General features: G+C 64.4%; 18 protein-coding genes. 5 read left to right on the forward strand and 13 right to left on the reverse strand.

Translation table 11 applies throughout. The annotated features are described in order from the left end of the window. Positions 1–41: 41 nt before the first annotated feature. From FPZ08_RS17745 to FPZ08_RS17765, 5 genes are read left to right on the forward strand one after another with little or no spacing between them, the layout of a single operon-like run. On the forward strand, positions 42–914 hold the full coding sequence (locus tag FPZ08_RS17745) for a branched-chain amino acid ABC transporter permease (protein ID WP_146291456.1): 873 nt from the start codon (positions 42–44) through the stop codon (positions 912–914). Continuing rightward, entirely contained in the window at positions 911–1,831 is a 921-nt protein-coding gene (locus FPZ08_RS17750) for a branched-chain amino acid ABC transporter permease (RefSeq protein ID WP_146291459.1), read from the forward strand. Before FPZ08_RS17745 ends, FPZ08_RS17750 begins: the two co-directional genes overlap by 4 nt. Further along, positions 1,828–2,553: an ABC transporter ATP-binding protein gene (locus tag FPZ08_RS17755; protein WP_146291461.1), complete on the forward strand. Its 726-nt coding sequence runs from the start codon at positions 1,828–1,830 to the stop codon at positions 2,551–2,553. Before FPZ08_RS17750 ends, FPZ08_RS17755 begins: the two co-directional genes overlap by 4 nt. Next, a complete protein-coding gene (locus tag FPZ08_RS17760; protein ID WP_146291462.1) occupies positions 2,546–3,286 on the forward strand; it encodes an ABC transporter ATP-binding protein in 741 nt (246 codons plus the stop codon). The genes FPZ08_RS17755 and FPZ08_RS17760 overlap by 8 nt, the downstream gene beginning before the upstream one ends. Then, positions 3,283–4,734 (forward strand): aldehyde dehydrogenase, encoded by a 1,452-nt coding sequence (locus FPZ08_RS17765; protein ID WP_146291464.1) that lies wholly within the window; start codon positions 3,283–3,285, stop codon positions 4,732–4,734. Before FPZ08_RS17760 ends, FPZ08_RS17765 begins: the two co-directional genes overlap by 4 nt. Positions 4,735–5,041: 307 nt before the next feature. Here FPZ08_RS17765 and FPZ08_RS17770 read toward each other — a convergent pair whose 3' ends face one another. The 13 genes from FPZ08_RS17770 to FPZ08_RS17825 form a co-directional block, all read right to left on the reverse strand. Continuing rightward, entirely contained in the window at positions 5,042–5,863 is an 822-nt protein-coding gene (locus FPZ08_RS17770; RefSeq protein ID WP_146291465.1) for an HpcH/HpaI aldolase/citrate lyase family protein, read from the reverse strand. Further along, the gene (locus FPZ08_RS17775; protein WP_146291467.1) at positions 5,860–7,062 is read right to left on the reverse strand and encodes a CaiB/BaiF CoA transferase family protein; all 1,203 of its coding nucleotides are present in this window, start codon (positions 7,060–7,062) and stop codon (positions 5,860–5,862) included. Before FPZ08_RS17775 ends, FPZ08_RS17770 begins: the two co-directional genes overlap by 4 nt. A 194-nt stretch (positions 7,063–7,256) precedes the next feature. Further along, the gene (locus tag FPZ08_RS17780; RefSeq protein ID WP_146291469.1) at positions 7,257–8,315 is read right to left on the reverse strand and encodes an ABC transporter ATP-binding protein; all 1,059 of its coding nucleotides are present in this window, start codon (positions 8,313–8,315) and stop codon (positions 7,257–7,259) included. Between the two features lie 18 nt (positions 8,316–8,333). Continuing rightward, positions 8,334–9,104, reverse strand: coding sequence for a hypothetical protein (locus FPZ08_RS22450; RefSeq protein ID WP_246132692.1), 771 nt, complete (start codon positions 9,102–9,104; stop codon positions 8,334–8,336). Beyond that, positions 9,026–10,432, reverse strand: coding sequence for an ADP-ribosylglycohydrolase family protein (locus FPZ08_RS22455; RefSeq protein ID WP_246132693.1), 1,407 nt, complete (start codon positions 10,430–10,432; stop codon positions 9,026–9,028). The genes FPZ08_RS22450 and FPZ08_RS22455 overlap by 79 nt, the downstream gene beginning before the upstream one ends. Positions 10,433–10,582: 150 nt before the next feature. After that, positions 10,583–11,755, reverse strand: a complete 1,173-nt coding sequence (locus FPZ08_RS17790) for an ADP-ribosylglycohydrolase family protein (protein WP_146291470.1) — start codon at positions 11,753–11,755, stop codon at positions 10,583–10,585. A 173-nt stretch (positions 11,756–11,928) separates the two neighbouring features. Then, positions 11,929–13,353 carry an extracellular solute-binding protein gene (locus FPZ08_RS17795; protein WP_246132694.1) on the reverse strand — a complete coding sequence of 475 codons (1,425 nt, stop codon included), beginning with the start codon at positions 13,351–13,353 and terminating at the stop codon, positions 11,929–11,931. A 238-nt stretch (positions 13,354–13,591) separates the two neighbouring features. Next, the gene (locus tag FPZ08_RS17800; RefSeq protein ID WP_146291472.1) at positions 13,592–14,491 is read right to left on the reverse strand and encodes a carbohydrate ABC transporter permease; all 900 of its coding nucleotides are present in this window, start codon (positions 14,489–14,491) and stop codon (positions 13,592–13,594) included. After that, positions 14,491–15,378: an ABC transporter permease gene (locus FPZ08_RS17805; protein WP_246132695.1), complete on the reverse strand. Its 888-nt coding sequence runs from the start codon at positions 15,376–15,378 to the stop codon at positions 14,491–14,493. The genes FPZ08_RS17800 and FPZ08_RS17805 overlap by 1 nt, the downstream gene beginning before the upstream one ends. Positions 15,379–15,424: 46 nt before the next feature. After that, the gene (locus tag FPZ08_RS17810) at positions 15,425–16,579 is read right to left on the reverse strand and encodes a LacI family DNA-binding transcriptional regulator (protein WP_146291475.1); all 1,155 of its coding nucleotides are present in this window, start codon (positions 16,577–16,579) and stop codon (positions 15,425–15,427) included. 105 nt (positions 16,580–16,684) lie between these two features. After that, positions 16,685–17,461, reverse strand: a complete 777-nt coding sequence (locus FPZ08_RS17815; protein ID WP_146291477.1) for a FadR/GntR family transcriptional regulator — start codon at positions 17,459–17,461, stop codon at positions 16,685–16,687. Positions 17,462–17,509: 48 nt separating this feature from the next. After that, entirely contained in the window at positions 17,510–18,589 is a 1,080-nt protein-coding gene (locus FPZ08_RS17820; RefSeq protein WP_146291479.1) for an ABC transporter ATP-binding protein, read from the reverse strand. An 18-nt stretch (positions 18,590–18,607) separates the two neighbouring features. Continuing rightward, positions 18,608–19,366 carry an HpcH/HpaI aldolase family protein gene (locus FPZ08_RS17825; RefSeq protein ID WP_146291481.1) on the reverse strand — a complete coding sequence of 253 codons (759 nt, stop codon included), beginning with the start codon at positions 19,364–19,366 and terminating at the stop codon, positions 18,608–18,610. Positions 19,367–19,399 lie beyond the last annotated feature (33 nt).

The following is a 19,399-nucleotide window of genomic DNA, read 5'->3' on the forward strand; positions in this document are numbered from 1 at the left end:
GGTATCCCTCCAAGATAAACCCAACCCACCGGAGCGCCCATATGCTCTTCAGCGCCATACTCACCGGCCTCGTCCTCGGGGGCACCTATGCCCTCGTGGCCATGGGGCTGACGCTGCAATATGGCGTGGCGCGCATCATGAACCTGGCCTATGGCGATATCATCATCGCGGCCAGCTTCGGCGCCTTCGTGCTGTTCACCGCTTTCGGCGTCAATCCGCTGCTCGGCATGCTGCTCGTCATTCCCGCCGGTTTCGCGCTGAGCTGGCTCATCTATGCCGTCATGCTGCAGCCTTTGGCCCGCCGCTCGCGCGATCGCGGCCGGCTGGAGGGCGATTCCATCCTCGCCACCTTCGGCCTGCTCTTCGTCATCCAGGGCGTGGCCCTGGTCATCTTCGGCGCCGGCTTCCAGAGCTACAGCTTCCTCGCCGTGCCGGTCGATATTTTGGGCACCACCATCGCCGCCAACCGCCTGCTCGCCTTCGTGCTGGCCGTGGTCTTCGGGCTGGGCCTCTGGCTCATGCTGACCCGCACCCGCTTCGGCACCGTCATCCGCGCCGTCGCCGCCAATCCGGCCTCGGCGCCGCTGGTCGGCATCAATGTCGACTCTGTCGCCCGTTTCGCCTTCGCCCTGGGCGGCGCGCTGGCCGCGGCCGGCGGTGTCGTGGTGTCGATGTATCTAACCTTCTCGGCCACGATGGGCGTCATCTTCACCATGAAGGCGCTGATCGTCGTCATCATGGGCGGCGTCGGCAATCTCATGGGCGCCCTGGCCGCCGGGCTCATCCTGGGCCTGGTCGAAACGCTGGTCGCCAGCTTCATCGATCCGGGCCTGACGCTGGCCGCCACCTATCTCATCTTCCTCGCCGTGCTCGTTGTGCGGCCGCAGGGTCTGTTCGGAAAGACGGCGCGATGATGAAACTGGTTCTCGCCCTCATCGTCCTCGTCGCGCTGGCTTTCGTGCCCGCCTTTGCCGGCCCCTATCCGCTCGGCCTGGGCATCGGCATTCTCGGCTATGGTGTGCTGGCCACGGCCTGGGCTATGTTCTCCGGCCCCACCCGCTACATCTCGCTGGCCACCGTCGCCTTTTTCGGCCTCGGCGCCTATACGGTTGCCGTGCTGGCCGATGTCCTGCCCTATCCGCTGGTGCTGCTCGTCGCGGCCGTTGTCGGCCTCGTCGTGGCCCTCATCGTCGGCCTCGCCACTTTGCGTCTTGCCGGCATCTATTTCGTCATCTTCACCTTCGGGCTGACCGAACTGGTGCGGCAGCTGGTGACCTATTACGAGGTCAACGTCACCCGCACCCTCGGCCGCTATGTCTTCCTGCCGATCGGCCCTGAACACATCTATTGGCAATTGCTGGCGCTTCTCGCCGCCACCCTCGCCGTCGCCTACTGGGTCAGCCGCTCGCGCATCGGCCTGGCCCTGCGCGTCATCGGTGACGATCCTGATGTGGCCAGCCATCTGGGCATCCGCATCACGCGCACCAAGCTGACGCTGTTCTCCATCTCCTGCGTCATCATGACCTTGGCCGGCGCCATCCAGGCGCCACGCTGGACCTATATCGAGCCGTCCATCGTGTTCAATCCGACCACCAGCTTCCTCGTCGTCATCATGGCCCTGCTCGGCGGCCCAAATCGCCTGTTCGGCCCGCTGCTCGGCGCCATCCCGCTCTTCCTGCTGTTCGAATGGCTCTCGGCCAATTTCCCCAATCATTATTCGATCATCCTGGGCCTGCTCTTCATCGCCATAGTCTTCGTGCTGCCCAATGGCGTGCTGGCGGCCGGCGATAGTCTCTGGTCCCGCCTCACCCGCCGCGAGGCACGGCCATGACCCTGCTGTCGCTGCACAATGTCACCAAGACCTTCGGCGGCCTCACCGCCGTCAACGGCCTCACCTTCGATCTCGCCATGGGCGAAACCGTCGGCCTGCTCGGCCCCAATGGCTCGGGCAAGACCACCGCCCTCAACATGATCTCGGGCTACCTGCCCCTCTCCGACGGCAGCATCACCCTTGCCGGTCACGCCATCGGAGAACTCGGCTCCGAGCGCATCGCTCATCGCGGCGTCGCCCGCACCTTCCAGCTCGTGCGCGCTCTGCCCTCGCTGTCAGTCGGCGAAAACGTCCTCGCCGCCCTGGCCTTCCGCAAGGCCCCGCTCTGGGGGAGGGAAGCCGAAACCCGCATCGAGACCCTACTATCCGATGTCGGCCTCGCCGGCCGCGCATCCCAGCCCGCCGACAGCCTCACCTATATCGACCTCAAGCGCATGGAACTGGCCCGCGCCCTCGCCTCCGACCCGCAGCTTCTCCTGCTCGACGAATGGCTGGCTGGCCTCAACCCCACCGAATTGCGCGCCGGAATAGACCTCATCACCAGCCTGCGCCAGCGCGGCATCACCATCCTGCTCGTGGAACACGTCATGGACGCCGTCCGCGCCCTGTGCAGCCGCTGCGTGGTGATGAATGCCGGCACGAAAATCGCCGATGGTCCCACATCCGAAGTCCTGGCCGATGCCGAAGTCATCCGCGCCTATCTGGGGGAAGACCATGCTTAGCGCCGGCCCCATCTCGCTGCATTACGGCAAGCATCTGGCGCTGGATGGCGTCTCCGTCACCGTGGCCGAAGGCGAAACCGTGGTCGTGCTCGGCGCCAATGGCGCCGGCAAATCAAGCCTGCTCAAAGCCATGGCCGGCCTCGTTCGCCCCGCCCCCGGCGCGACCATCGCGCTCGACGGCATCAACCTGCTCGGCCGCCCAGCCCACAAATACCTCGCATCAGGCATCGCGCTCGTCCTCGAAGGCCGCGGCATTTTCGGCGATCTCACCGTAGCGGAAAATCTCGAACTCGGCGCCTATACCAGCCATGCCCGCCCGCACGAAGCCCGCCAGCGCGCCCTCGTGCTCGATCTCTTCCCGCGCCTGGGCGAACGGCAAAGCCAGGTCGCCCGCACCATGTCGGGCGGCGAGCAGCAGATGCTGGCCATCGGCCGCGCGCTGATGAGCTGCCCCCGCCTGCTCATGCTCGACGAACCCAGTCTTGGTCTGGCGCCCATCGTCACCTCGGAGCTTTTCGCCGCCCTCGGCCGCATCGGCCAGACCGGCATTGCGCTGCTGGTGGTGGAACAGAACGTCAAGGCCAGCCTTGCCATCGCCCATCGCGGTTACCTCATGGAGGCCGGCCGCATCACCGGATCAGGCACAGCAGATGCCCTGCGCGGCGACGCCGCCGTGCAGCAAGCCTTCCTCGGCGCCGCAGCGCCAAAAGTAGAAAACGGAGTGTCCCCATGACCGATCTCGGCCTGCTCATCAATAACGAGGAATCCCAAGCCACCGGCGGTGGCACGTTCGAGCGCAACAATCCAATTACCGGGCAACTCGCTACGCGCGCCGCCGCGGCCACGATCGACGACGCCATGCGCGCCGCCGATGCCGCCGCCGCCGCCTTCCCCGGCTGGAGCAAGACCGCCCCGGCCGCCCGCCGCAAGATCCTGCTCGCGGCGGCCGACCGGCTCGATGCCCGTACCCCCGATTTCATCGCCGCCATGGGCGCCGAAACCGGCGCCACCGCTGGCTGGGCCGGCTTCAATGTCATGCTCGCCGCCGAAATGCTGCGCGAAGCGGCCTCGCTGACCACGCAAATCACCGGGGAGATCATCCCCTCCAACCGCCCCGGCTCCACCGCCTATGGCGTGCGCCAGGCGGCCGGCGTCGTGCTCTCCATCGCGCCGTGGAATGCCCCGGTCATTCTCGGCGTGCGCTCGCTCGCCACGCCGCTCGCCTGCGGCAATACCGTGGTGTTCAAGTCCAGCGAAATCTGCCCGCGCACCCATCGCCTCATCGCCGATGCGCTGTTCGAGGCCGGCCTGCCGCCCGGCGTGCTCAATGTCGTCTCCAACGCCCCCGAGGATGCGCCCGAACTGGTCGAGGCACTGATCGGCCACAAGGCCATCCGTCGCGTCAATTTCACCGGCTCGACCCGCGTCGGTCGCCACATTGCCGAAGTCGCCGCCCGCAATCTCAAGCCCGCTCTCCTCGAACTGGGCGGCAAGGCGCCCTTCGTCGTGCTGGACGATGCCGATCTCGACCAGGCCGTCGCCGCGGCTGCCTTCGGCGCCTATATGAACCAGGGGCAGATCTGCATGTCGACCGAGCGCATCGTCGTCGATGAGAAGATCGCCGATGAGTTCGTCGCCGCGCTCAATGCCAAGGCCGCCTCACTCAAAGCCGGCGACCCGCGCGAGGGCAATACGCCGCTGGGCTGCCTGGTCGATCTCTCTGCCGCCCAGCGCATCGATGCGCTGATCAAGGATGCCGTGGCCAAGGGCGCCCGCGTCACCGCCGGCGGCGGCATCGACGGCACCATCATGCAGGCCACCGTGGTCGATGGCGTCACGCCGGGCATGAAGCTCTATCGCGACGAATCCTTTGGTCCGGTCGTGGCGGTGATCCGCGTCGGCAGCCTGGATGAAGCCGTGCGCGTCGCCAATGATACCGAATACGGCCTCTCCGCCGCCGTCTTCGGCCGCGACGTCACCCGCGCCATGGGCGTTGCCGCCCGCATCGAATCCGGCATCTGCCACGTCAACGGCCCCACCGTGCATGACGAAGCCCAGATGCCCTTCGGCGGCGTCAAGGCCTCCGGCTACGGCCGCTTCGGCGGCAAAGCCGGCATCGCCGAATTCACCGAACTGCGCTGGATCACCGTCCAGGACGGCCCGATCCATTATCCGATTTGAGTTCAGTGCCAACGGTCAGACAGCTAGCAGAGTCATCGGTTCCTGCCCACCCTCCCCCTTGAGGGGAGGGTAGCGAAGCTGGGCCGCCAGGCCCTAGCGGAGCTGGGGAGGGGGTGTCGGCGGCTCAACGCCCATCGAATTAGCGGAAGCCTCGACACCCCCACCCTCACTCCCTCCCCACAAGGGGGAGGGAAGCCTGGTCGGCGCTTGCGAAAGCATCAAGTGAAACCCGGACTGCAGTCATGCGCCTCCCTCCCCCTTGTGGGGAGGGAATGAGGGTGGGGGTAAGCCACACGCTCCCAAGCAGCTAACCCAGCCCCAAAACCCTTCGCGCCCGCGCAATCACCGGCGCATCCACCATGCGTCCATCCACGACGAACGCCCCATCCCCACTCTCCGCCGCCGCCACCACGCGCCGCGCCCAATCAAGCTCCGCCGCATCCGGCGCAAATCCCGCATTGAGCAGCGGCACCACGGCCGGATGCACGCAGGCCGCGCCATCAAAGCCATGCGCCCGCGCTTCCTTCGCCGCCGCCACGATCCCGTCGCTGTCGGCATAGTCAGCCGTCGAGCGCAGCAGCCCGAAGGACAGCACGCCCTCGGCCTTGGCGGCATAATGCACCAGCAGCTTGGGCAGCCGCAGCACATCTGGCGTCGGCATGCCGCCCATGGCCAGCGCCAGGTCCTCGCCGCCGGTCGCCAGCGCCAGCACGCGCGGCGCCCGGGCGATCAGCCGCGCATCGAGGATCGCGCCGGGGTCTTCCAGCACCGGCACGAAGCTCATGGGCTCGCGCCGCAACGGTACTTCGAGATCGTGCAGAAACGCCGCCAGCTCGCCCAACACATGCGCATCGCGTACCTTGGGCACGTACAGCCCCTCGGCTCCCGCAAGGCAGGCCGCCGCCGCGTCCTCGCGCGCCAGCTCGCCACTATTGATCCGCACGAAGACCCGCGCGCCACTGCGGCCCACCGCCTGCACGCTCTCGGCCAGCCCCTCGCGCGCCGCCAGCTTGTGTTCCTGCGGCACCGCATCTTCGAGGTCGAGAATGATGGCGTCGGCGCCGCGCTCATGCGCCTTGGCGATGAACCGCTCCGAATGCGCCGGCACATAGAGCAGCGAGCGGATCATGGCGCGGCCTCGGCAATCTCCGCCGCGCTAAGCCCGGCTTCACCGAGCACATCGGCATTGTGCTGGCCCAGTTCCGGCGCCGGCAGCCGCCATACGCCCGGCGTGCCCGACATTTTCGGCACGATATCGTGCATGGGCAGGGTGCCGAAAGTCTCGTCCTCGGCCGCGACGATGATCTCGCGCTCGGCAAAATGCGGATCACCCATGGCGTCGGCAATATTGTAGATTGGCCCCACGGTCGCCCCCGCCTGCCGCATCGTCTCCAGCGCCTCATGGCTGTCGCGCGTGGCGAACCACGCCCCGATCGCCTCGTCCACCAGTGGCCGGTGCTTCACCCGGTCGGAATTGCTGGCAAAGCGCGGATCGTCATTCATGTCCGCCCGTCCGATAATCTCGAAAATCCGCCGTGCCACTGCCGGCGTCGAGCCCGACAGCGCCAGATATTTGCCGTCCCGGCACTGATAGACATTGCGCGGCGAGGCGGTGTTGGACGCGCTGCCCGCCCGCTGCTTGATCTTGCCGGTCACCGCATGGATGGCCGCTTCCGGCCCCAGCACCGAAAACATCGGCTCGAGCAGGCTCAGGTCGATCACCTGCCCGCGCGCCGTCCCCGCCTGCCGCGCATAAAGCGCCATCATGGTGGACGAGGCGCCATAGATGCCGGCCACCATGTCGGCCAAAGCCAGCGGCGGCAGCACCGGTTCGCGATCGGGAAAGCCGGTGCGGTCGGCAAAGCCGCTCATCGCCTCGATCAGCGTGCCGAAGCCGGGATATTGCGCATAGGGCCCGGTCTGCCCGAAGCCGGAAATGCGCACCACGATCAGGTCGGGATTGCGCTCCAGCAGCTTTTCGGGCGCCAGCCCCATCTTTTCCAGCGTCCCCGGGCGATAATTCTCGATGAAGACATCGGCGGTCTCGACCAGTTTCCACAAAGCCGCCATGGCCGGCGCCTGCCGCAGGTTCAGCATCACCGAGCGCTTGTTGCGCCCATAGGTTTTCCAGAACAGGGAATGCCCGTCATCCTTCCACGCCCGCAGCGGATCGCCCTCGGGCGGCTCCACCTTGACCACATCGGCCCCGAAATCGGCCAGTTGCAGGCTGAGCATATTCCCGGCCATGAGGCGGGAAAGATCGAGGACGCGGATGCCCTTGAGCGGGCCGGTGGCGGTGGGATCGAAATGCTTGCTGGTGAAGGTCATGGCTTAACTCCATGTATCGGCTCCTGCCCACCCTCCCCCTTGAGGGGAGGGTAGCGAAGCTGGGCCAGTAGGCCCTAGCGTAGCTGGGAGGGGGTGTCGGAGGTTCCGCATACATCGTATCTGTGGAGGGCTCGACACCCCCCACCCTTGATCCCTCCCCTCAAGGGGGAGGGAGCCGACTGCAACATCGCAGCTCACCGCAGCCTCAACCCCGTCGCCTTGTCGAAAACAAACACTTTCGCCGGATCGATCACCAGCTTCACCGCCTCATCCGGCTCCAGCAGCGCGTGATCCCGCACCACGACCGAAATATCCTCGTCGCCCACCCGCGCCAGCACTTCCTGCGCGTCGCCGGTCGGCTCCACCACCAGCACCTTGGCCGGTACGCCTGTTTCACCCAGCGTGATATGCTGCGGCCGCACGCCATAGACGATGTCGGTACCCGCTTTCACATCCAGCGCGGTGCCCAGCGGCAGGGTCGGTCCACCCTTGATGGTGATGGAATCCCCGCCCTCATAGCGGGCTTCGAACAGGTTGATCTCGGGCGAGCCGATAAAGCCGGCGACGAAGAGGTTGGCCGGATTGTTATAGAGTTCCAGCGGCGCGCCGGCCTGCTCGATATGGCCGCCATTCAGCACCACGATCTTGTCGGCCATGGTCATGGCCTCGGTCTGGTCGTGGGTCACGTAGACCATGGTCTTGCCCAGCCGCTGATGCAGCCTTTTGATCTCGCCGCGCATCTTGACGCGCAGCTTGGCATCAAGGTTCGACAGCGGTTCATCGAACAGGAAGGCCCGCGGATTGCGCACGATGGCGCGGCCCATGGCCACGCGCTGCCGCTGCCCGCCTGACAGTTCGCGCGGCAACCGGTCGAGCAGGTTTTCGAGGCCGAGGATTTCCGCTGCTTCGGCCACCCGCTGGCGGATTTCGGCCTTGGCGGCCCCGGCCAGCCGCAGCGAAAAGCTCATATTGTCGGCGACCTTCATATGCGGATAGAGCGCGTAGCTCTGGAACACCATCGCGATGTCCCGCTCCTTGGCCGGCATGTTGTTCACCACCTTGCCGCCAATGGTGATCTGGCCGGAAGTGATGTCCTCCAGTCCGGCGATCATCCGCAGCAATGTGGACTTGCCGCAGCCCGAAGGCCCGACCAGCACGACGAATTCGCCATCCGCCATTTCCAGCGAAATGTCGCTGAGCACGGTGACGTCGCCATAGCGCTTGCCGACCTGCTTGAGTTCGATTTCCGACATGCTGGTCCTCCTTGCGGCTTATGCCGTCTCGACGATCTCGATGCGTCCAACGCTCATCCGCCCGGCCGAAGCCAGCCGAATGCCCGCCATGCCATAGTCATAAGTGCCGTCCGTGGCGGTGATGAGTTCCTTGCCATCCACGGCAAAGCTCAGCCTGTCGCCCTCAACGCTAAAGGCGAACTGGTAACTCTTGCCGGTCTCCGGCTTGAACGGCGCGCGGGCCAGTACGGTGGTGCCGAAATCCTCCTTGAGGATGATCACTTCATCGCCCTCGAAGCCGGCCGCATAGAAGCGCCCGGTGCCCTGTACGCGTGCCGTCACCAGTTGCGAGACACCCGACAGGCGCTGGATATCGGCCTTCACCGTCACGTTGCGCGCATAATAATGCCCGGTCCACATATCGGCGTCGCTGGCCGTATGGCCCTGGATGCGGCCAAAGCTCTTGGTCCAGTGCCCGCGATTATAGGTGAAGCGCGTGATGGCGCCCCATTCCTGCGTCTCGGTCTCTGGCTCGATCGTGGTATGCCCGGCGCCCTCGACCTTGAAATCGGCCAGGAACAGCCGTCCGAGGAATTTCAGCCGCCCGAAATATTCGATGGAAATGCCGATCTCGTCCACGGCTTCCACCCCCTCGGGCACGACGAAACTATAGTCCTGCCAGCCCGCGGCCGACGGCACGTCCCAGGCCCCGGTTTCCTCGATAGCCCCGCTCATCGTCCGCCGCACATAGGGCGCCACGCGCAGATTGCCGTCGCCATTCCACGGATCGAGCCACAGCTTGAACGACACGGTCTGTCCCGCATCCACCACCGGCGTGAACATCGGCCGATAGCGCTCGTCGTCAAAGTCCGTCCGCCGATAGAACGGCTTCCAGAACACCCGCCCGCCCTGGCCGCGCTCCAGCCGGTCGAGCTGGATTTCCAGCGACCCGCGCGAGCCGTCCACATGCCGCTCGCCCGAATGGCGCAGCGAAATCTGGTTGAACCCCTCGGTGCGGAAACCATGCGTCGAGCCCGGCAGATCGAAGTCGAACCGCAGCCCGCGCCGCGTGAAATCCTCCAGCCACAAGGCGGGCACCTCGCCCCCGCCAGTTGCAGCGCCAGCACCGTCAATTCCCGCGCAAAGCTGGGGATATCGACAATATTGATCGACCCCACAATGCCCGAGGCCACGAGGAAATCGTTGATCGGCTTGCGATACTTGTCCCAGCCCTCCTGCAGCCCCTGGAAAGTGGCGACGATGGCCGCCGCATTGCCGGCATTGCAGTCGGTGTCCCAGCCCGCCATGGTGGCGATCTCGGCCGTGCGCGGCAGGTCGCCCTTGCCATAGAGAATGGCCATGACGGTCACCCCGGCATTCGGGATGATGTGGCACACGCCCGGGTAGCGGTCATAGCCCCAGTCGGCGGTGAGCATGTCGCGGCAGGCCCGCCAGTCATCGGGATTGGCCTTGAAGAAATCGATCACCGCGCGGCACACCCGCGCATAGGTCGATCCGGCATCCACCGTGGCCAAAGCCGTCTCGACAATCTCGTCGATGCTTTTCGCCTCGAATGCCGCCGCAATCGCCGCCGCACAGAAGCGCGCGCCATTGAGCCCGTCACCATCATGCGCCACCGATGCCGCCATGGCCGACATTTCGGCCGCGCGCTGCGGATTGCCCGGATTCACCCAGCCCCAGCTATCGATAAAAATCTGCCCGCCGATCTGCTCGGCCACCGTCGTCCCATTCTGCGCGATCGAGCCCGATTGCGGCGCCGGAATCCCGGCCCGCAGGTTGCGATAGGCCGTGTGCTCGGTCGAAACGCCGAACCCGCCCCACCAATACATGCCATGCTCTTCGGCGGCATAATTGAGCCAGGTCTTGCCCACGTCGGCGGCCGTGGCTTTCAGCCCGTAATCGCGCAAGGCCCGGATGAAATAGACCGGCCCATTGGTATCGTCATCGGCGGCGAAATTCTTGAAATCGCGCAGATATTGCGTCACCTCGCCATAGGTCTTCTGGATGCGCTCATAGCTCCAGATGGTCGGCTCCACCGGGGCGCCCAGGCGCACGCCAATGGCCTTGCCGATAAAGCCGGCATAGATCTTTTCGAGGATTTGCATTTCGGTGAGCATGGCTATTCTTTCAATTCCGATGTGCGGGCGTACCGCGATAGTCCAGAAACCTCATGGTGAGCTTGTCGAACCACGAGGTTGAGTGAGTGGAGGATTGGGGCGCCACGCCCTCGTGGTTCGACAGGCTCACCATGAGGGCTACTGATTCAGTCATGGCCCGACACCGAGCGCGCCGAGCGCATCCCGGCGAGCATCGGCAGCCGCGCGGTCGGCGGCAAGAATGGCGGTGGCCGTGGTGGCAAACACATCTGCTGAAGCCATCAGGTCCAGCCGGTTGGCGCTGTCGAGCAAGGCGCGGTCATCGTCCCCGATCACCACGTCGCCATGCAGCGCCCCCAGGATCGCCCCGGCCATGACGCCGATGGAATCGGTGTCGCGCCCCGAATTGATCCCGTCCTCGATGGAGGCTCGGAAATCGCCCCCATTGAACAGGCAGAAGCCCAGTGCCAGCGGCAGTTCCTCGATGGCCATCAGCCGGCTCGGCCGATAGGCATCGGTCAGCCGCCCGACCTTTTCGGGCATGTGATTGACGTCGTCACCCATCACGGAATAGCGGGCAATGGCCTTGTGGAACGCCGCGCAAACTGCTTCATGATCGGCCCCGCTGCCGCGCAATTCGCGCGCAATCCCGGCAATATCGGCAATGGCCGCCCGCGTACCATCCTTGGCCAGGCCAAGCACCGTATCGACCACGCTCTCGATATCAGCCCCCGGCACAAAAGCCGCGGCCACCGCGGCCGCCATCACGCCGGCCGCTTCCAGCCCGTAGCTTTCCTGATGTCCCGAAGCGAAGGCGATGGCCTCGTCATAGGCCGCCTTCGGATTGGCGGCATTCACCACGCCGATGGGCGCGATATACATGGCCGCGCCGCAGTTCACCATATTGCCTATGCCGCCCTGGCGCGGATCGCAATTGGCCAGTTGGTGCCGTTGGAAAATCCACTTTTCCGGATAGAACAGCCGGTCGATCAGCATCGCCTCGCGCTGCAATTCGGGCACCCAGCGCGGCTTCCAGGCGATTTCGCGCACCATGCCGTCGGCCATGTCCCAGGCGTCCAGATGCCGTTTCGTGTCGCCATAAATATCCATCAGCGCCAGCGTCATCAGCGTATCGTCGGTCACGATGCCATTGCCGCGCACCCGCCCGTTCCGCGCCGCCGCGTCGAGGCTCATCTTGTGCCATTCCGTATCGAGCGAGCGCACCCGCCCATAGCGGGCGCGAATGTCGGCCGCCGACAGCTTCTCCACCGGCGCACCCAGCGCATCGCCCAGGGCAATGCCATGCAACATGGCGCGAGTACGGGATCGGAGGGATTGGGTCATTTTGTTCTCGTTACCAATTCAGAATGTTGGGCAGGGCCTCTCCCACCCACAATCGCTTCCCCCGGACTTGATCCGGGGGTCGCTCGTCATGTGCACCGTGTGGACGTGACCCGCGGGTCAAGCCCGCGGGAGGCGCTGGTGTGAGGGGGAGTAAATGCCCCCTCACATCGTCCTTACTGCAGCACCGTCGCCGCATATTCGGCCATGCGCGTCCCGCCGGCAGCGTTATATTCGCTGACGAAAGCGTCCCACTGGTCGATGGAGACTTCACCGGTCACGAAGCGGGCCACCCACGAGCGATAGACCTGCTCGGTGGCGTCCACATCCGCGGCATAGTCGGCCGGCCAGACAAAGGCATTGTCCGGCGTGAAGTCGCTCTTGAGGTTGTCGAGCGCCTGCTGGGCGGTCGGGCTCAGCATCGGCGTCGGCGAGGTCCAGTTGGCGGCGTTGAAGAAACGGGCATACCAGGTCGAAATCTGGTCGGTATAGGTCACCGCCCCGCTGGCATCGGTATTGTGATGCACGCCTTCAAAGCCCATGCGGTCGATATCCTGGCCTTCCTTGGAGGCCATGAAATCGAGCACGGCAAAGGCCGCTTCCTTGTTTTCCGACAGCGAGGAAATGGCCCAGCCGCGCGATTCCTTGGAGACGTCCACCGCGGCCAGCCCCTGTCCGCCCGGGCCCGAGGGCACCGGCAGCAGGGCCAGGTCGATCTCTTCGCCCGGATGGGCCTGGCGCATCTTGCCGGTATAGATGTCGATGACTTCCGGCGACGAGCCGAAGATCACGCCAGCCTTGCCGGTATAGAACTTGTCTTCCTTGACGTCCCAGGTGTTGGTCACGAATTCCTTGTCGAACAGGTCCTTGCTGGCCAGTCGCGCATAGAATTCGATTTTGGCCTTTTCCGCGTCGGTAACGCGCGAGCTGACCCAGGCGCCATCGGCATCCTTCATCCAGGTGCCGGTCACGCCGAATGCCTGGTTGAACACCGAATCCAGTTCCGACGTATTGCCATAGCCGGTCAGGCCCAGCGTATTGCCGGTCGTGCCGTCGCCATCCAGATCGGCGTCGTGAATGGCCTGGAACAGGGCTTCATAGTCGTCCACCGTCTGGGGCGGCTCGAGGCCGAGCTGGTCCAGCCAGTCCTGCCGCATCACCGGCTGCGGCGCGCGCGGCGGGTAGACGTAGAGCAGGTAGGGATAGTTGGCCAGGCGATCCACATTGTGCGGCCACAGCGCATCCTTGATATGGGCCGATTTCTCGATCCATGGATTGAGGTCTTCCAGAATGCCCTGTTCGGCCATCTTCTGGTCGCCGCCCTGGAAATACATGATGTCGGGGATATCGCCCGACAGCAGCATCACGCCCAGCGCATCGGCATAGCCCGAACCGGGCAGATCGACGATCTGGATATCGACATCGGTGCCCTGGGCTTTCAGCGCGGCCTCGATTTCTTCCATCTCCTTGACGTCGTCAGGATTGGTGGTCAGCAGGTCCTTGCTCACCAGCCGCAGCGTGGTCTGGGCCATGGCCGGCATGGCCATCGCACCCAAAGCCACCATGGCCGTCGTCGCCAGCAGCAGTTTCTTAAAAGTCATGGGTCGTTCCTCCTTGGTTTTTTGGTTTTCACACCGCTCGCGCGGAATTGGTTGAATCTGGTGGCGTCCTGAAGACCCCCACCCTCACTCCCCTCCCCACAAGGGGGAGGGAAGCCTGTGCGGTGATCGGGGAAATGCCTGTGCTTGAACTCAAGCCCCGCCCTTGCGCCTCCCTCCCCTCGATGGGGAGGGATTGAGGGTGGGGTGGGGCCACGCGCACCGGATTGGATCAGCATCCTCATCCCTTCAGCGCTCCCGACATCGTGCCCTTGGTGAAGAACTTCAGGATCAGCGGATAGATCGCCAGGATCGGCAGGATGGTGATGAGGATCATCCCGGCCTTGAGCGCGCGGATATTGATCTGCGCCAGGCCCAGATTGTTGTTGACGTTATTGGCCCCCACGATGGCGACCTTGTCGCCCTCGATGACGAATTGCCGGAGCACCACCTGCAAAGGCCACTTGCTCTGGTCGTTGAGGTAGATCATTGCCCGGAAGAACTCGTTCCAGTGCAGCACCAGGTAGAACAGGGCAATGGTGGCCAAAGCCGGCTTGGCCAGCGGCAGCACCACCATGAAGAAGGTCTGGAACGGATTGGCCCCGTCGAGCTCGGCTGCCTCCAGCAATTCCTTGGGAATTTCCTCGAAGAAGCGGATCAGGATGATCAGGTACCAGGCGCTGACCGCCTTATACATGATGACCGACCAGGGCGTGTTGAGCAGGCCCATGCGCTTCATCAGGAAATAGTCGGGAATGATGCCGGGCTCGAACACGATGGTGACGAGCACGAGGATGAAGATCAGCCGCCGGCCCGGCAGGCCCGGCCGCGACATGCCCCAGGCCATCAGCGCCGTCCCGAACACCCCGATGCACACGCTGGTCGCCGTCATCCACACCGAATTGAAAATGCCGCGCTGCACATTGGGATGCTGCAACAGCAACATCCACACATCGGGCGAAAACCCGTCCGGAAAGATCGACAGGCCCGAAAAGCCGGCCACCTTGCTCGGGTCCGACAGCGACAGAGCCAGCAGGTTCAGCAGCGGCTGCAGCGTGAACACCACCAGCAGCAGGAGCGTTGAGACGATCAGCACATATTCGACCCGCTCGAGCGGGGTGCGGCGCGATTGGCTGGCCATCACCACACCCCCTTGCCGGTCAGCCGTTTGCTGACGAAATGGGAAACCAGCACCAGCGTCATGCCGATGACCGCCTTGAACAGGCCCGCGGCGGTGGCCAGCGCATATTCGCCGGTCGAAAGCCCCATGCGGTAGACATAGGTGTCGATGATATCGATGGTCGAGGCGTTGACCGCGTTCTGCATGTTGATGACCTGGTTGAGGTCGGCGCTGAGGAACATCCCCATATTGAGGATGAACAGCGTGGCAATGGTCGGCACGATGCCGGGAATGGTGACGTGCCAGATTTTCTGCCAGCGATTGGCGCCGTCCATTTCGGCGGCTTCATAAAGCTGCGGGTCGATGGCGAAGATGGCGGCGAGATAGAGCAGGCTGTCCCAGCCGGCCGAGCGCCAGATTTCCGACACCACCAGCACCCAGCGGATGGTGCCGGTATTGGTCATGTAGTTGACCGGCTCGAACCCCATCGCCGTCTGGATCTGGTTGACCGCGCCATCGGTGGGCGAGAGCAGGGCGATGAACACGCCGGCAATCACCACCCAGCTCAGGAAATGCGGCAGGTAGATTGCCGATTGCACCGCCCCGCGCAGCTTGCCGCTGCGCACTTCGTTGAGCAGCAGGGCCACCATGATCGGCACCGGGAACACGAAGAGGATCTTCATGCCCGAAATGATCAGCGTATTGGCCAGCACCTGGTAGAAAATGGGCGAGGCGAACAGCACCTCGAAATTCTTCCACCCCACCCAGATATTGGGCGGAATGATGCGCACATTCTCGAAGGCCATCTTGGCCTCCCAGATCGGCACGTAATGCCAGATGAAGAAGAACAGCAGGCCCGGCGCCATCATCGCGTAATAGGGCCACCACTGCCGTACCTTTTCACGCATGCCCGTTCTCGATGCTAACAGTGTGTTAGCCAATTCGCCCTCTGTGCTAATCGTTTCCGCGCCCGCAACGGATTCCGATCCACGCGCGGGAACGTTCCCATTCGCAAAGGCAGTAGCGATCCGTTGCTTGTCCTTGGCAACCATGGTCAGACCCTCCCTGCCCCCGACATGCGTTGGGGTTTTGTGCCGACAGATCGGCGAGTGAGCCTCGCTCTATCAGGCGGCACGGCATGAAGATGCGCCGGTGTTCCGGCTTGTGTTCGATTTCGTCGAAAAGCCCTTCCACGGCCCGCTCGCCGATATCGCGGCCGGGCTTGGCCACCGTGGTCAGCCCCGGCCAGGCGAATTCGCCCGAAGGAATGCCGTCAAAGCCCAGGATGGACACGTCGCGCGGGCAATCCAGCCCCGCCTCGCGCACCGCCATCATGGCGCCCAGCGCCATCATGTCATTGGCGGCAAACACCGAGACATGGCCCACATGCGGCCGCTCCAGCAGTCGGCGCATCGCCACGCGACCGCCTTCCACCGTATATTCTCCGTCTTCCACGGCCAGGATGGCCGGATCGATATCGCGTTCCACGCAATGCTCATGCACCGCGCGCAGGAAGCGCGCCCGCGCCAGGCGCGATTTCGGCCCCAGGATCAGGCTGGGCGCCGGATGGCCCTTGCTGACCAGGTGGTCCAGCCCCAGCCGCACCGCCTGGGCAATGTCCGAACCGACGCTCGACACATCGGCAAAGCGCTCGGCGCTCGAGCCGATGAACACGAAGGGCAGGCCGAACCGGTCGAGATCGTCGAAATTATCGGCCACCGGATTGATGATCGCCCCATCCACCCGCGCCTGCCGCAGCGCCCGCAAATGCTGGGTTTCCGCTTCCGGGTCCCAGTCCGACGAAAACACCAGCAGCGATACGCCGCTCTTGGCCGCGCGATCCTGCGCGCCGCGCGCCACATCGGCCCAGAACGGGTTGGTAATATCGGGGATGACCAGTCCCAGCATGCCCGAGCGCCCCGAGCGCATGCCCACCGCCAGGTGGTTGCGCTCATAGCCCACGGCAGCGGCGGCCTTCACCACCTTCTCGCGCGTCTCTTCGGTAATATTGGACGAGCCCGTCAGCGCCCGCGCCGCAGTGCTCTTGGACACCCCGGCGCGCTCAGCGACATCGATAATCGTCGGCCGACGATTGCGGCTCTTGCTCATGACTCATCCCTCGACGAGCCTTCTTGCCGGACCCATCGTCATGGGAACGTTACCGCGACCGGTGTCAAAGTCAACCACCAATCGCTCAAAGCGCTGACAAGTGAGCTAGCTGCTCTCGCGCTCCAGGAAATCGATAATTTGCTCCGGCTCCAGCATGATGGGGCCTTTGAGGCTCGAGCCCATGGTCCGTTCTTCGCTGGCGTCGAAATGGGCCGACATGGCAAGCCGGGCGGCTTCCGGATCGCTGGCGGCGATGGCATCGACGATGGCGACGTGGCGGGCAATGGTGGCGGACCGGTCGGGCAGCATGCCGCGCACATGCAGCATGCGGACGGTCTCGTGGATCGTGCCGCGCAGGGCCTGCACCAGGAACATAAGCAGGCGGTTGTCGCTCGCCTCGGCCAGGGTCATGTGAAAGGCCAGGTCGGCCTCTATGAACGCTTCGGAATCGTTGCGCGCCGCTTCCATCGTCTTGATGGTTTCCCGCAGCTTCTTGAGGTCCGACACCTTGATATGCTCGGCAGCGCGCTGAGCGATATAGGTCTCAAGCCCACGGCGCAGCACCGCCTCCATCAGGCCGTTCTCGGTTTCCATCATGGCGAAAGAGAAGAAATATTCGAGCGGCCGCGGCGAAACCCGCCGCACGATGCTCGGTTTGCCCTGACGGATCTCGATGACCCCGAGCGCCGACAATTGCTGCAGCACGGCGCGGATCACCGGCTTGCTGACCTCGAAACGCGCGGCCAGCTCCCCTTCCGAGGGCAGGGACTGCCCGATGGGGTAATCGCCGCGCAGGATCGCGCGGCACAGCGCATTATAGACCTGCGCGGTCAGGTTCGAGGGGCGCTTGTCCTCGTCATCTCTGGTTACTGCATCAGACATGCCGGGCCTTCTCACATGCTATGGGTATGTTGATGGTGCCTGTTCTTGTCAATCGCCGGCCTGGAGACGGCGTGCGGTTTGCTGGTCGAAGATATGGATGCGGTCCATCTGCGGCGCGAGGCGCAGTGTCTGGCCGGGCGCGATGTCGAGATGGCCGCGAATATTGACGATCAACTCATCCGCGCCCGCGCGGCCATGGATCAGTGTTTCCGCCCCGGTCGGCTCCACCACGGTGACATTGAGGGCAATATCGCCATCTTCGGCAATATCGAGATGCTCGGGCCGGATGCCATAGACAATGGATTGGCCATCCTGGGCCAGGCTATCGACGGGCAGGGGCCAGGTGGCGCCGTTTGCGGCCATGAAGCGCGGTGATCCGCCGGCGTGCCGGCATTGCCCCGAGATCAGGTTCATGGCGGGCGAGCCGATAAACCCGGCAATGAACAGGCTCTGCGGGGCATTGTAGAGGTCGAGCGGCTTGCCCGCCTGCTCGATCCGGCCATCGCGCATGACCACGATTGTGTCGGCCATGGTCATGGCCTCCATCTGGTCATGGGTCACATAGACCGTTGTCGTGCCCAGGCGCTGGTGCAGCGCCTTCACCTCGGCGCGCATGGTTACGCGCAGCTTCGCGTCGAGATTGGACAGCGGCTCGTCGAAGAGGAAAATATCGGGATTGCGCACGATGGCACGGCCCATGGCGACGCGCTGGCGCTGGCCGCCCGAAAGCTGGCGCGGATAGCGATCGAGCAATGCTTCCAGCTGCAGCACCTGTGCGGCGCGCTGCACCTCCTGCTTGATCCTGTCCGTCGACGCCTTTTCGAGCTTCAGCGAAAAGCCCATATTCTGGGCCACCGTCATATGTGGGTAGAGTGCGTAGGACTGGAACACCATGGCGATCTTGCGTTCCTTGGGCTCCAGCTCGTTGACGACCCGGCCCGCAATGGAGATTTCGCCGCCCGAAATATCCTCCAACCCGGCGATCATGCGGAGCAGGGTCGACTTGCCGCAGCCCGACGGGCCGACCAGCACCACGAATTCCCCATCGGCGACATCGAGGGAAATGCCGTGCAGAACCTCCTGCGTGCCGTAGGTCTTGACGGCCTTATCGATCTGGAGCGTTGCCATTGGGTATTTCCTTTGTGACTACGAGGCCCGGAAGCTGGCGACGGCTTGGCGCGCCGCATTGAGCAGCAAGCCGCTATCGGCGGTGACGGTCACCATGCGGAACCCCATCTCCACGGCGCGGCGGGCAAATTCGGGCGTGCCGCAATGCAGCGCCGCGATGATGCCGTTGCGATTGGCAGCGGCGATGACATCGCCATAGGCCTGCATGAGCTGGGGCGTGGTATTGTCGCCCTTGGGCTCGAGGCCCAGTGTGAAGGCCAGGTCGGTAGGGCCAAGATAGAGTCCGGCAATGCCGGGTACGGCTGCGATTTCCTCGACATTACGCAGGGCGGCAGCCGTTTCGATCATCGGCAGCAGGATCACCTGGTCATTGGCGACCTTCTGATACATGCCGGGCTGATGGCGCAAAACCGCACGCGTGGCGCCATTGCTGCGATGACCGTCCGGCGGATAGAGGCTATCCGCCACGAAGCGGCGTACATCGGCAGCGGTTTCGATCATCGGGCAGATCAGGCCCGCAGCGCCCGCGTCGAGCAATTTCCCGGTGAGGGGCGAACCGATGGCGGGAATTCGCGCCAGGGGCGTCACATCCCAGCCATTCATGGCCTGGAAAGCCGGAATGGCGTCGGCGAACTCCACCATGCCATGCTGCAGGTCAAGCGTCAGGCTATCGAAGCCCGCGCTGGCCATGACCTCGGTCGCAAAACTGCCGGGCAGGTTGATGAAGGAGTTGAGAACGGTTCCCCCGTTCGCCCAGATAGTGCGCAGGTCTGGCATGGAAATTCCTGTTGTTGATGGGAGCGGGCCCGT

It is taken from the genome of Devosia ginsengisoli (assembly GCF_007859655.1).
GTDB classification, from domain to species: Bacteria; Pseudomonadota; Alphaproteobacteria; order Rhizobiales; family Devosiaceae; genus Devosia; species Devosia ginsengisoli.

Excerpts from the sequence above, each read along its gene's own strand:
- FPZ08_RS17745 (WP_146291456.1), top strand. The coding sequence starts at position 42 with ATGCTCTTCAGCGCCATACTCACCGGCCTCGTCCTCGGGGGCACCTAT.
- FPZ08_RS17750 (WP_146291459.1), top strand. The coding sequence starts at position 911 with ATGATGAAACTGGTTCTCGCCCTCATCGTCCTCGTCGCGCTGGCTTTC.
- FPZ08_RS17755 (WP_146291461.1), top strand. The coding sequence starts at position 1,828 with ATGACCCTGCTGTCGCTGCACAATGTCACCAAGACCTTCGGCGGCCTC.
- FPZ08_RS17760 (WP_146291462.1), top strand. The coding sequence starts at position 2,546 with ATGCTTAGCGCCGGCCCCATCTCGCTGCATTACGGCAAGCATCTGGCG.
- FPZ08_RS17765 (WP_146291464.1), top strand. The coding sequence starts at position 3,283 with ATGACCGATCTCGGCCTGCTCATCAATAACGAGGAATCCCAAGCCACC.
- FPZ08_RS17770 (WP_146291465.1), bottom strand. The coding sequence starts at position 5,863 with ATGATCCGCTCGCTGCTCTATGTGCCGGCGCATTCGGAGCGGTTCATC.
- FPZ08_RS17775 (WP_146291467.1), bottom strand. The coding sequence starts at position 7,062 with ATGACCTTCACCAGCAAGCATTTCGATCCCACCGCCACCGGCCCGCTC.
- FPZ08_RS17780 (WP_146291469.1), bottom strand. The coding sequence starts at position 8,315 with ATGTCGGAAATCGAACTCAAGCAGGTCGGCAAGCGCTATGGCGACGTC.
- FPZ08_RS22455 (WP_246132693.1), bottom strand. The coding sequence starts at position 10,432 with ATGCTCACCGAAATGCAAATCCTCGAAAAGATCTATGCCGGCTTTATC.
- FPZ08_RS17790 (WP_146291470.1), bottom strand. The coding sequence starts at position 11,755 with ATGACCCAATCCCTCCGATCCCGTACTCGCGCCATGTTGCATGGCATT.
- FPZ08_RS17795 (WP_246132694.1), bottom strand. The coding sequence starts at position 13,353 with ATGACTTTTAAGAAACTGCTGCTGGCGACGACGGCCATGGTGGCTTTG.
- FPZ08_RS17800 (WP_146291472.1), bottom strand. The coding sequence starts at position 14,491 with ATGGCCAGCCAATCGCGCCGCACCCCGCTCGAGCGGGTCGAATATGTG.
- FPZ08_RS17805 (WP_246132695.1), bottom strand. The coding sequence starts at position 15,378 with ATGCGTGAAAAGGTACGGCAGTGGTGGCCCTATTACGCGATGATGGCG.
- FPZ08_RS17810 (WP_146291475.1), bottom strand. The coding sequence starts at position 16,579 with ATGAGCAAGAGCCGCAATCGTCGGCCGACGATTATCGATGTCGCTGAG.
- FPZ08_RS17815 (WP_146291477.1), bottom strand. The coding sequence starts at position 17,461 with ATGTCTGATGCAGTAACCAGAGATGACGAGGACAAGCGCCCCTCGAAC.
- FPZ08_RS17820 (WP_146291479.1), bottom strand. The coding sequence starts at position 18,589 with ATGGCAACGCTCCAGATCGATAAGGCCGTCAAGACCTACGGCACGCAG.
- FPZ08_RS17825 (WP_146291481.1), bottom strand. The coding sequence starts at position 19,366 with ATGCCAGACCTGCGCACTATCTGGGCGAACGGGGGAACCGTTCTCAAC.